This is a genomic window from Nostoc sp., assembly GCF_036917535.1.
Taxonomy (GTDB): domain Bacteria; phylum Cyanobacteriota; class Cyanobacteriia; order Cyanobacteriales; family Nostocaceae; genus Nostoc.
Genome location: NZ_JBALDA010000071.1, coordinates 17654 through 30376, shown reverse-complemented (window position 1 = coordinate 30376; position 12723 = coordinate 17654). Strand labels below are relative to the sequence as shown.

The window sequence follows — 12723 nt, the reverse complement described above, 5'->3', positions numbered from 1 at the left end:
AATAAAAAATCAAAAATTATCGGACTTTTAGCCCGATTGCAGCGACTTATAATGATTTGCCTGTTTGTTGTATCAACGTACCACTGTGATTTAACTCCCTAAAAAATTGCTAAACATGAGCATAATACCATTTTGGTGGTTAATCAGCCAAAATTCGATTCAGGTACTGTAAAATTGCCACAGCGATCGCTACACTGAAGATGAAGCCTAGCCAGTAAGTATTAGTAATAATTTGTGGTTGATCTAATGCCCATCCACCCAAAGGATGACCAATAAAGGAGCCAACAGCCCAGCACAAAGCGTTGATGGAAAAATAAACGCCGCGTTGATTTTCTGGAGCTAACTCAGTCACTAAAGAGGCAGCAGATGGGGTATAGGAAACAATTGCCACAGCAAAGACTGCCAATGCCAATGTTACCCAAAGCAGATGATGAGATGAAACTGTGCCACTTACCCAAATCAGTCCAAAACCAATTGCCCAGAAAATCGCAGAAACAGTAAGTGCAAGTGTGTAAGAACAGCGTTTTAAGATGCTGGTGACAGGCAACTGACAGATGATGGCAAACACCAGATGCCAAGCAAATAGAACGCTAATTGTAGTTTGAGCAAATCCTTCGGTAGTACTTTTTATAACAAAGTTTTTGAAGTAAAGCGGCAGGGTGCTGTGGATTTGAGAAATATAGATTGTGAAGAATATATTAACTGCTATGTAGACCAGGAAACGCCTATCTTTTAATACTGCTATCCAAGAAGCAAAAAGTTCTATCTTTTCAGATTCTCCTATCTGCTGTTGTTCAGTTTCACTAATTCCCACATAGACAACCCCAAAAAATAGCATAAAAGAGATGGCATCAATGACAAATAGCCATCGATAACTCTCAATTATTGCGATCAAAAACCCTGCTAGCACAATTCCGATCGCTAACCCAAGATTATCAGCTAGTCGGGCGATCGCAAAAGTTTCGCGGCGATTGTCAATCTGGCTGGCGTCAGCAACCACAGCTTCAGCCGCTGGCCAATAGAAACCTATTCCTAAACCGTTAATCAAGCTTCCAATTACCAAAATAGTAAAATTACTGGTTGCAGCTAAAACTAGAGAACCAATGGCTAAAATCGCCATCGCTAGCAGCAAAGTACGGCGGCGTCCCCATTCCATAGAATCAGCCAAAGAACCACCTACAATCCGCCCTACAATGCCAGAAATCGATGCGCTACCCAAGGCTACCCCGACACTGGTTGCAGATAAACCAACTTCATTGACAAAAAAGATGGGGGCGTAAAACAGGGTAAAGCCGGTACCAACTTCCGAGAGAAATCTACCAGTTGCGAAAATCCATACCTGGGGATGTATCGAGGGCAACCACGATGATAACTGAGATTGAGAAGCTAATTTCATCAGCTTAAATGTCATAATCTGATGACATTTTTGTAATTCTTATCATTGGTAACTATTTTCCTCACTCATTCCACAGGGTTTCCACAGGCATTTTAGCAGTTTTCCACAGGTGCTATACGAGCTAATAGGCTTCTTGCTGTCTTGCTGGGGATTGTTGATTACAAGTGGCAAATAAGTTTAAGGACTGAGTTTTTATGAAGTAAAGTAACAAAAAATAGATTTAAAGTCTCATTCTTTCGTTCGCATTTATTTTTTATACAATCGTTTTTAACATTTCGCAGCATTGACAAACCCACCCCCTCTTAGCGCACAATGATGCGGCTTGCTTTTGTAATCCGTTCAACTGTTGACATCAAAAATGTAAAATATATTACTACCAGATGTAAGTGCAGTTTGTCGGGATAGCGAAAGAGCCTGTGAAGCCCTAAACCGCTTTACTGCAAGCAACTTGTCCCTCTTGATTATCCTCATAGGAGGAAAATCTCATGAAAGCAACGGTTAGCATCTTTACAGAAATTCCTGAAACACTCCACGAATCCTTAAAAAACTACTTAGAAACCCATCCCGATTGGGATGAAAACAGAGTATTGACGGCGGCGCTATCATTGTTTTTACTCCAAAATGGAGATAGCGATCGCCGTGCTGCGCGAGTTTATCTGGAAACTTTGTTTCACCACTCCACAGTAGAAATGCCCTGTACCGACTCACCAGCAACAGCTAATTTACTAGACACCCCATAGGTACTGGTATGAAGGGCGTTATTCCCCGATTAATGGGGCACGGTATACCGTGCTCCATTAACGGCATTTTCAGATAATAGCGATCGGCAATATTACAATAAAAAAGATCGGTAGATTCCGATCCATGAAAAAGTTATAATAGTTTCTCTTATTGCCAAAACTAGTTGGTAATAGGGCAGAATTCACCTTTGTTCTCAGTCTCCGACTGGGAATGCCTATTTTGGGACTGTCGCTTCCCTGACTTACAGCACCAGCCCAATGAGCAGCATTTCCAGACAGAGGCTAGAAACGGGCTTTTAAGGGGACTTTAGCTGAAGTTGACGCTAATGCACAGCTATGTGCCCTACAAACTCCAATCTAAGCACCGTTATATCTACTGAAACGGTCACATACAAAGAAATATTTTCCAGTGGACTCTCTGCTGTCCAGTATCTTAAATAGATAGATAAATATCTCAAATAGCTGTTTGGTCTATATTTGAGGAACATCTACCTATTTTGATTGTCTAAATTTGTCTGTTACTAAAGCTAAGAACATTCACTAACCACTACCCCAAGAGTTAAAAGTCAAGAGTTAAAAAACTCTAGACTATAAACTCAGGACTTGCTTTCCAACTGCTGAGGGTGAGCAGCAGATTCAAACTTATAGCCTACGCCACGTACAGTTTGAATTAATGCTGGCTGACTAGCATCAATTTCAATCTTCTTGCGAATTTGGCCGATATGAACATCTACAACCCGCTGGTCGCCGACATATTCATAATCCCACACCTCTTGGATTAGTTCTGCCCGCCGCCAAACTCGGCCTGGATGACTAGCTAAAAAATGCAACAAGTCAAATTCCAGAGCCGTTAATGGTACTGGTTGGTTATTAAGTGCTACCTCCCGTCGCACTGGATCGATCATAAGTTTTTCAAATACCAAGCGTTTCTGCTCGGCCGTAGTTATCACTCGCTGACGCCTCAAAATAGCTCCGACTCTAACTTCTAGCTCTCCTAGCCCAAAAGGCTTGGTGAGATAGTCGTCAGCACCTTTAGCAAAACCGCGAATTTTGTCAGCTTCGTCAGCACGGCTAGTCAACATCAAAACAAAAACACCATTACGACTTTGCATCTCTTGGCAGAGGTTAAACCCTGTGACATCTGGTAAATTCACATCTAGAATCACCAAATCAGGGTTAAATTGCTCAAATAGATTTAAGGCTGTCTTTCCATCTTCGGCAGCCTCCACCTGATAGTTCTGCTTAATCAAAAAGCGTTGGATTAAATTCCGAACCGCAGGGTCGTCGTCAACAACAAGAATCTTGGCAGGAGCCATGACCATTACTTTGCACAAAAATTCGTAAGATTAACAAGAGAGTTGCGTAAAAACGCAGTTGCCACTTTGGACTAACTAAGGATCTACATGGCTACGGTATAAGAATCCTGATCGTTCAAAAAAAATAAATACTCTAATCAGGATTGTGGGCATGAGAAGGCGAAACTTCTGTTAGCCAACAGTATATAAGCGCTTTGACTTTAACTGCAACCGTTCTTGATAGCAAGAGACCTTCTTGATCCCAGTTAGGTGGTAACTTAAAACGTTTCAATTTTAAATCGATATGTGGATATATACCACAAGCGATTATTCAGTATAATTAAAAAAAATTCTTTTAAGGTACAGTAAGTTGCCAAATTTGAAACAGTAAAGTTGATTTTTTCATAAAAACCATGAATTTTAGGTACTCTCCATTCAAATTCTAGATTAAAGCCAGAATTAGACAACGACATGAGGGTATACACGGAGTTATAGCGATATGTTAAAGTTGACTATAGTTGAAATTACAAAGTCGATCAAACTAACCCGTGCTACTATCCTGGTAGAGCATATAAATAGGTCGAGACTTTAGTTTCGATCAAAATAAAACCTAAAGCTGTTTTTTATTCGATAAAAGACTGCCGCTGACTGAGGCTGAAGTAACAAACTCCCATGAGCGATCAAAATCCCTACGAAAAACTTGGGGTATCAGAAGAGGCTAGCTTCGATGAAATTCAGGATGCTCGTAATCGCCTATTCGAGCAACATAATGGCGATGCCAAGCATTTAGAAGTGATTGAGGCGGCTTACGATGCGATTTTAATGGATCGCTTACGGATGCGCCAGGAAGGTAAAATCAAAGTCCCTGAGCGGATACGGTTTCCAGAGTTGCGAGTGCAATCGCCTCCAAAAGAAAGTCCAACCCCTCGCGAGCAGTCACCCGCATGGCTGCAACGGATGCTGGATCAGCCAACGCCTGCGGATATACTCTTACCAGGAGCTTGGTTTCTCGGTTTGAGTTCTATTAGCCTGTTCTATCCAGAGGGAGGCGATCAGGTTTTGCAGTTAGCATTGGTGGTTGGCGTAGGCACTAGTATTTACTTTCTTAATCGCAAGGAAGGCAAATTTGGCCGAGCAGTTTTGTTCACCCTGGTCAGTTTAATAATTGGCCTAATCGTTGGGGGACTAGTTGCTAGCTGGCTCTTACCACAAATATCATTTATCAGTCTGGAAACGAATCAGTTCTCTACTGTAGTGACGTTTATATTGTTGTGGTTAGTTAGTAGTTTTCTACGGTAAATTTATACACGTAAGGAAGCTTCTAAAAAGAAAACGTGATTGATGTGTGTTGTTTATTTGCATGTAACACGCGGTAAGGGTGCATGTCTGTGTGCCCTTACTATATATGGCAGTATATTAAAAGACAATAAAAATATAATCATTAGATTTTTTGCATGAATCAATGAGCTTTCACCCTAAATCCTTCTCCCAGACTTGGAAGAAGGACTTTAAAATTGGCTCCTCTTCCTCCCAAAATTGGGAGAAGGGATTGAAGGCTATGAGTAATTATGAATTATTATGACTGTGCTGGAAATCATAACTGATTATATGATTCAAGCTATTGCAGCCTACAGAGTCTTTCTAGACAAGGCGTTTAGGTTCTAGGACTAAATCTACAGCAGCGCTGAAATCCTTAACGATTAAGTCGGGGTGGTAAAGTTCTAATTGGGTGCGATCGCGAATTCCAGATTCCACAGCCATCACTTTAATCCCATAATTTTTAGCTGCGGTAATATCGGCTTCCGTATCACCCACCATCCAGGTATCAGCAGACGGGGGCAGTTCTTTTAATGCCCTAGCCATCAACAAGGGCTTATCTTCAATATCGCGAGTTTTAACATAGTCGTTAGTCAAGCAAAAACAACGATTTTCTGGAAAAAATCTCCCTAAATCGTGTTTTTGGAAGGCATAATCTAGTTCCCGAAATCGGCGCATCGTCATCACTGCCAAATCAATTCCAGCTTGTTGAATTTTTAACAGTGCATCCACAGCACCAGGCGCAAGAGTGTCATAGTGAAAGTAAGGTTCTGTATGCACAGTTTGCCGCCGCAACTGGGCGAATTCTTGGGCTTGGGCTTCGTCTAACCCGGAATTTAAGGCGATTTGTTTTTCAGGAACACGCAATCGCTTGAACTGCCAAAATTCTGCTTTCGGAAGTTCTTGCACTACTTGATTGGGGCGACGGGTTTTATCTAAGCAGAATTGATAAACGTGGTAGTACCGTTCGGAAACATCAATAATTGGGCCGTCGAAGTCAGTAATCAGTCTTAGCATCGGCGGAAAATGTTAATTTTTATTAAAATTATCTCAGATGTATGGCTATTTTTGGAGACTATCAAGTTTAGCTAAGGGTTTTTTGTAAATTCTTTTTAAGAAAGTATCGACGATGACCTGGAGGAAAATCCCCTAACTCTCCAAAAACTTCATATCCCAAACGCTGATAAAATTCCGGAGCTTGGAAGCTGTAAGTAAAAACATATATGTTTAAGCAGCCATGATTAGCAGCTTCTTGCTCTGCTGCCAAAAGTAGCGTTTTTCCATATCCATCACCTCTTAACTCTTGTGCAATCCAGAGAGTACCGATATGAAGCCATCCCAAGCCGATAAAACCTTCCAAGCCGCCCACTACATTTTCTTTTGAATCACGCAGCAATAGAAACAGTGGCGTATATTGGTAATCTCCAATCTTGCCTATATTGAATTGCTGAAGTTGCTTGTCTATAAAATCAACTTCTTTGGAGTCTGGCTGAATTTTAATTAATATTTTGTACTCAGGCATCATTGCAAAGTACCGCGTTTGATTTGTTCGCTTTCAATAGCTTCAAATAAGGCGCGAAAGTTACCTTCGCCAAAACCTTGAGCTTGGAAACGGCGTTCAATAAATTCAAAGAAAAATGTCGGCTGTTCAAAAATGGGGTGAGTGAAAATTTGCAGTAGTAGGGGCGCAGTTTGTTTTGTCCCTACGGGAGTATATTCTTGCCAGTCTACCAGAATTTCTTGTTGAGCGATCGCTTCTAATTCTAAGGGTGATAGTGTAAGTCCTGGTCGCTGTTTTAGCTGCGAGTAATAGGTTTGGGGAACCGAGAGTAAGGATAAACCACTGGCACGAAATTTAGCGATCGCACTCACAAGATTAGTCGTCCGCAAGGCAATATGTTGAATTCCTGGCCCCCGATTGACATCTAGAAATTCCTGAATTTGAGAATTGCTGGTAGCCGGCTCATTAATTGGCAATTGAACGCTACCATTGCGCGAAACCATCACCTGGCTATGTAAAGCAGAGCGATTGGTTTTAATTTTAAATGCCTGCTGGGGTTGAAAATCTAGAATTTTTTCGTACCAAGCCACAGCACGATCCAATTCACCAACCGCCACGTTTAGCACTACGTGATCTATGGCGGTGAAAGTGTTGTCATTTATCATTTGTTCTTTGTCATTTGTGTTAGTTACAAATGACGACGGACAAATGACTAATGACCTTTCTATCAATGTATGAGTCAGTCCACCCCAGGCGGCAATTTTGCCACATTTGATGAATTTCGTACCCTCTTGGCGTTCCTGGATGGGTTGTAGGATTGTAGCACCGTGTTTTTGAGCTAGGGCGATCGCGCCTTCGACATCTTCGACAGCAAAAGCGACATCTGCCACACCAGGTGGATATTGACGCAGAAATTCAATTACTGGACTTGTAGGCAACAGTGGTGAAGACAGAAAAAAGCAGACATCACCACTTTTCACCACTTCTGTACAAGTGTGAAATGAACTGATGCGATCGGTTACTGCTTGAAAACCAAGATGGTGTACAAACCAATCCCGCCACACTTTGGCGTCTTCTACATAGAAATGAACGTGATCAATTTTCATAGATATTGAAAATCAAGCATAACAGTTTATATATCTGTAAACTTTGCCTTTTTTGCTAGATTTTCACTTCTTTCCTAAGCAAGAATTATGTAAGCGTACTCCCACTCTAAAAGAATAAATGACTATCAGGTTGAATGTTAATTTCCATTGGCACAGCTTGCGGTTCGGCAGAAAGGGCAAAGAAAATTGCATTGGCAGCAGTTTCAGGACTAAGCATTTTTTTCCGGTCTACTTTTAGGTTGACATTATCCCAAAAAGGAGAATCTACCCCACCAAAGTAGAATAGCGTGAACTTGATACCAAAACGTTTGAGTTCCTCTGCTATGCACTTGCTAAAACCGACAACACCAAACTTAGAAGCAGAATAAGCTGCTGCCATCCCCATCGAATGCTTGCCCAGAATTCCTACTACATTACAGATGTGACCAGACTTGCGCTTTTGCATCTCTTCAGCAGCCGCTTGAGTGGTGTAAAAGCTACCTTTTAAGTTGACATCTAACATCTTGTCTAAATCAGCGGGTTCTAGGCTGTTGTAGGGCTTGAGTATACCAGCACCAGCGGCATTCACTAAAATATCAATTTGACCAAACTCAGCAATGGTCTTTTCTATCAAAGTATCTACCTGTTGGGGGTCAGTAATATCGGTGGTAACAGTCAAAACTTGTCCTGGTAAATCAGCAGCCAGTGTCGTTAAACGCACCGTATCTCTTGCAGCCAGTACCAACCGGACTTTGGTAGGCGCAAGTTTTTGTGTTAAAGCTGAACCAATCCCACCAGTGGCACCGACAATAACAACAACTTTATCCTGCATCGTATTATTTACATTTCTTTACATCTTTTTACATAATACAGAATTACAGGCTTAGGTTGTACGTAAACATCAGAAAGCATCTATTCGGAGAGTAGCGGCATCACCTCATATTCTTTGCCATTCATTTTTAATGTAAATGTGGGAGATGATTCTAAATATTTGGTAAAATTGGAACCTAACTTTAATTTTTTAATAATTGAATTAGGAGATTCTCCGGTTATTTTACGTAACTCTGAACCTAGTTTGGACACAGATAATTTAGTTTGGGGAGACTTTGTTTGTATATCTTGAATAATTTTTAATAATAATTTATCTAATGTTTTTTCATTAGAGATTTCCGCAGAATCTTCTTCTTGAATAGATTGTACAGATAAATTATCTATAATCGGGATAATTTCCTCAATTTCTGGTATCTTAAGATTAGATTTATTATTGATATTGGATCTTTCTTGAAATAAACTTGCAATAGTTGTTAACCTGTGTAATTGAGTATTGATTGAATCTTGTTCATTTTTAATTAAATCTTGAATTTGCTCAACCACTTTTTCCAAAGACGGAACTTCTGTTGCCATTGCTAAAGAATAATGAGTTAATTTGCCAATATTCCGATTTTCTATATGCAAAGTTTGCCCTTGTCTACGTACCCAATAGACAATTAATCCTTGGTTTTGGAGTTCATTGCAAAGGTGAATTAAAATTCCATCGCTAGAACAGACTAATATTTCTTTAACTGTTGGATAATAGCGTAAAACACAAGCACCGAAAGCGATCATTTTTGCATCAGCACTATCCTTACCGTCTGGCACATGGACAAGTTGATAGCCACGGTTATATAATTCAATGTCTTGCTTTCCAACACTTGGATTTTTCCAGTTAGCAAATGCAATTTTAAATTGGAGAGGATACTTGCAGACACTAGCTAAAAATAATTCTGAATTAATATCTAGTTTTAAGTTTTCTGCATCCAAAAGTAGAAGTGATATTCCTGTTTCTAATCTATGTTGTATTTCAGTTTTTTGTTGGATTTTTTCGATAAATTGGCTAAAAGCAGCAGATTCTAACCAACCAGGCGATAATATCGTTTGCAGCAGTTGTTCAGCTAATGTCAAACTAAAAAAGCCAAGACTTTTCTCTGTGATTTTTTCTTCTAGCAGATTTTTTACTAAAGAAAATTCCGTCGTTTCAGCCGTAGATACTTTAGTATGTCCGTTGCTGTTAAAAAGCAAGTCAGTTTTTAAGGAATGAGAGAATACAGGCTCAAGGAATTGTTTACCACAACTTTTGCAGAGGTAATTCTGCTTGTCATTCCGACGACCATTTTTACGATATGAAGTAGATTGGCACCGGGGACATTTCATTTTATAATTCAGGTGGTCTAAAGCAAATACTTGTCTTTAAATATATAGTATAAAAAATACTGTCAATATCAGATCGCATTGCCCAACAGCAGAAAAACTTAAAGCAAGCGAAAATTCAACTTAACCCTTCACTTCCGCTTGCACCGTGTAGTAACCCTCTGAATAGCGAGAATTTAAGAAACACTTCAACAGACACGAGCAAAAACATAGTCGCGCGTGCGAGAATCCATAGGGTTAGTAAAGATTTTATTTGTAGTACCAAATTCAACCATTTGAGTAATACGATTTTCATTACGATAAAAGAAAGCGGTAAAATCAGATAGGCGAGTAACTTGCTGCATATTGTGAGTAACAATCACAATTGTCAACTCAGAACGCAAGTTATGGATCAAATTCTCGATTTTCATACTACCCATAGGATCGAGACCTGAACAAGGCTCATCCATCAAAAGAACATTCGGCTTAACCGCTAAAGCACGCGCAATACATAATCTTTGCTGTTGACCACCAGAAAGCTCTAAAGCAGATTTGTGCAGCTTATTTTTCACTTCATCCCAAAGTTCGGCAGCTTTGATGGCAGATTCAACAATTCCATCTAATTCTACTTTCGGATGCCATCCAACTAACTTCACCCCATAAGCAACATTATCATAAACGCTCATGGGAAAAAGATTTGGTTTGGGAAAAACCATACTCACTTGGCGACGTAAGCGATTGATGTTGACACGACGCTCATAAATACTTTGCCCAAAAAATTCTACTCTTCCTTCAACCCTTACTTCTGCTTCTAATTCACTCATGCGATTTAACGATTTAAGAAAAGTAGACTTCCCACAACCACTAGAACCAATAATTGCCGTGACTTGGTTTTGATAAATATCCATTGACACGCCTTCAACTATCTTTTTAGTTTCGTAATAGAAGCTGAAGTTTTTGACTCTGATGGCTGGAATTAGTTTACTCATATTCCCAAAACGTCTGAAACAAAACTTGACAAACTAAAACAGTACAAATCAGCAATACTGTTTCACTATGTTACTCCCAAAAGGATATATTCATGGAAATTACGTAGCTATACAGTAACCATATAGCAAATAAACTGTTACTAGATATTTGTATCAAGACTGTGTTTCAAAATGTATTTTTTGTAGCTTTTTATATTCATTTTATGCACCTTGACTAAGAGGTTGTTTGAAAAGTGGTATGTTGTGATTTTAATCGAATTATTACCCCCCTTAATCCCCCCTTATAAAACAGGGCTGTTTCATTCCCTAAAAAGCGTTACAAATCAAGGGTTATAGTGATTAAAAATTGATTATTTTGTTACCAGCGTGCCGATAAAATGAACAATGTAGATAGTGAGGAGTTAGTTTTTTATAATGATAAATTACTAATAATAACTTTTGTAAGCTACATTTTATAAGTATCTTATAGTACAAGCTAGATCGACGAAAATCAGTAATTCACGCTTGAAAGTATCTTAACCGAAACGCCCGGAAATGTAGTCGCGGGTGCGGGGGTCTAATGGGTTGTTAAAGATTTGCTCTGTAGCGCCAAATTCAACCATTTGACCAATCCGACTTTCATCGGTGCTAAAGAAAGCCGTAAAATCAGAAACACGAGCGGCTTGCTGCATATTATGGGTAACGATCGCAATTGTCAACTCAGACTGTAAACTGTGGAGTAGTTCCTCAACTTTCATGGTAGCGATGGGGTCAAGAGCCGAGCAAGGCTCATCCATCAGCAGAACTTTTGGTTTGACTGCTAAAGCACGGGCAATACATAATCTTTGTTGCTGACCACCAGAAAGCCCTAAAGCTGATTTATCGAGCTTATCTTTGACTTCATCCCAAAGAGCAGCGCTGTGAAGTGCAGATTCGACAATTTCATCTAATTCTAATTTTGAATATCTGCCTGCTATTCTCATCCCGTAGGCAACATTTTCGTAAATGCTGATCCCAAAAGGATTTGGTTTTTGGAACACCATACCAATTTGGCGGCGTAACCGATTGATGTTGACACGAGGAGCATAAATATTCTGACCAAAAAATTCTACATCTCCTTCAACTTTTACAGGCCCTTCTAATTCGCTAATGCGATTTAAGATTTTAATGAAGGTAGATTTACCACAACCACTAGGGCCAATAATTGCAGTTACTTGGTTCTGATAAATATTTATTGATACCTTTTCAATAGCTTTTATTGTCCCATAGTAAAAACTGATGTTTTTAACTTTGATAGCTGGAATTAGGTTACTCATGCTTTCCCAAGGTACGAAATAAAACAAAAATTTATTTTTACTTAATTCTTCTCTGTCTAATAACTAAGCGACAGAGAATACTGACACATAAAATTAAACCGAGTAAAACTATAGAAGTAGTCCATACTAATTGGCTTTTTTGTGGGTCGGGGTCGTTGTAGAGGTTAAAAATCAATACTGGTAAAGAAGCTGTTGGACTTAACAATCCTTCTGACCAGTCTAGACTAAATAAAGCAGTAAAAATTAAGGGTGCTGTTTCACCAGCAGCACGAGCTACAGCTAACAAAATGCCTGTAGTAATTCCAGGGATTGCAGTAGTCACAACAATGCGAAAAGTCGTTTGGAAGCGAGTTCCACCTAAAGCAGCAGAGGCGAGACGTTGAGATGTGGGGATCAGTTTTAAAGATTCTTCTGTTGTCAGTATAATTACAGGTAGCATAATCACGGATAAAGCAAAACCACCTGCGATCGCACTAAATCCTTTAGTTATCAAAACTATCACACCATAAGCAAACACGCCTACAATGATTGAAGGCACGCCTGTAAGAATATTAGTGACAAAACGAACAATACTAGCAACTGGATTAGTTTGACTAAATTCTGCTAAGAAAATTCCAGTCATGACCCCTGTGGGAATGCTTAAAATAGCACCAATTACCACCATGATTATGGTTCCCAAGATGGCATTGCCAAAGCCATTTTCAATAACTGCTTTGACAAACATTTCTGATTTGAGTCCAGAGATTCCCCGGATGAAAATTTCCCACAAAATTGATAATAAAGGAATGAGTACTAGACCTGTAAGACCAAAGGCGATCGCATTCATTGCATAGGTAAATACTACTCTTTCTGTTGGCAGAGGATTGCATAATTCTGCCGCCAAAGATTCATCTGTTTCTGATTGGATGTAACCACTCATAATTTTGAAATTTTTTGATT

11 protein-coding genes and 1 pseudogene are annotated in these 12723 nt (G+C 39.6%); 2 read left to right on the top strand and 10 right to left on the bottom strand.

All coding sequences use genetic code 11. From position 1 onward, the window contains the following. Positions 1-139: 139 nt before the first annotated feature. Positions 140-1411, bottom strand: coding sequence for an MFS transporter (locus tag V7K56_RS23080; RefSeq protein ID WP_334913946.1), 1272 nt, complete (start codon positions 1409-1411; stop codon positions 140-142). Between the two features lie 470 nt (positions 1412-1881). On the opposite strand from V7K56_RS23080, the pseudogene V7K56_RS23075 reads away from it, so the two are divergent. Further along, positions 1882-2073, top strand: a pseudogene (locus V7K56_RS23075) (DUF2811 domain-containing protein); the annotation flags it as partial. A 659-nt stretch (positions 2074-2732) separates the two neighbouring features. On the opposite strand, the gene V7K56_RS23070 reads toward V7K56_RS23075, so the two are convergent. After that, positions 2733-3452: a response regulator transcription factor gene (locus V7K56_RS23070; protein ID WP_334913944.1), complete on the bottom strand. Its 720-nt coding sequence runs from the start codon at positions 3450-3452 to the stop codon at positions 2733-2735. Positions 3453-4103: 651 nt separating this feature from the next. On the opposite strand from V7K56_RS23070, the gene V7K56_RS23065 reads away from it, so the two are divergent. After that, a complete protein-coding gene (locus V7K56_RS23065; protein WP_292780627.1) occupies positions 4104-4730 on the top strand; it encodes a CPP1-like family protein in 627 nt (208 codons plus the stop codon). 342 nt (positions 4731-5072) lie between these two features. Here V7K56_RS23065 and V7K56_RS23060 read toward each other — a convergent pair whose 3' ends face one another. From V7K56_RS23060 to pstA, 8 genes are all read right to left on the bottom strand, one after another. Then, the gene (locus V7K56_RS23060; protein ID WP_334913941.1) at positions 5073-5765 is read right to left on the bottom strand and encodes an HAD family hydrolase; all 693 of its coding nucleotides are present in this window, start codon (positions 5763-5765) and stop codon (positions 5073-5075) included. Positions 5766-5832: 67 nt separating this feature from the next. After that, a complete protein-coding gene (locus tag V7K56_RS23055) occupies positions 5833-6273 on the bottom strand; it encodes a GNAT family N-acetyltransferase (protein WP_334913939.1) in 441 nt (146 codons plus the stop codon). Beyond that, positions 6270-7355 carry a 4-hydroxyphenylpyruvate dioxygenase gene (gene hppD / locus V7K56_RS23050; protein WP_334913937.1) on the bottom strand — a complete coding sequence of 362 codons (1086 nt, stop codon included), beginning with the start codon at positions 7353-7355 and terminating at the stop codon, positions 6270-6272. The genes V7K56_RS23055 and hppD overlap by 4 nt, the downstream gene beginning before the upstream one ends. Positions 7356-7461: 106 nt before the next feature. Continuing rightward, a complete protein-coding gene (locus V7K56_RS23045; protein WP_334913935.1) occupies positions 7462-8166 on the bottom strand; it encodes an SDR family oxidoreductase in 705 nt (234 codons plus the stop codon). An 80-nt stretch (positions 8167-8246) separates the two neighbouring features. Next, the gene (locus tag V7K56_RS23040) at positions 8247-9524 is read right to left on the bottom strand and encodes an IS1/IS1595 family N-terminal zinc-binding domain-containing protein (protein ID WP_442940146.1); all 1278 of its coding nucleotides are present in this window, start codon (positions 9522-9524) and stop codon (positions 8247-8249) included. Positions 9525-9709: 185 nt separating this feature from the next. Further along, positions 9710-10489: a phosphate ABC transporter ATP-binding protein PstB gene (gene pstB / locus V7K56_RS23030; protein WP_334913933.1), complete on the bottom strand. Its 780-nt coding sequence runs from the start codon at positions 10487-10489 to the stop codon at positions 9710-9712. Between the two features lie 515 nt (positions 10490-11004). Then, entirely contained in the window at positions 11005-11784 is a 780-nt protein-coding gene (gene pstB, locus V7K56_RS23025; RefSeq protein WP_334913931.1) for a phosphate ABC transporter ATP-binding protein PstB, read from the bottom strand. 37 nt (positions 11785-11821) lie between these two features. Continuing rightward, the gene (gene pstA, locus V7K56_RS23020; protein WP_334913929.1) at positions 11822-12703 is read right to left on the bottom strand and encodes a phosphate ABC transporter permease PstA; all 882 of its coding nucleotides are present in this window, start codon (positions 12701-12703) and stop codon (positions 11822-11824) included. Positions 12704-12723 lie beyond the last annotated feature (20 nt).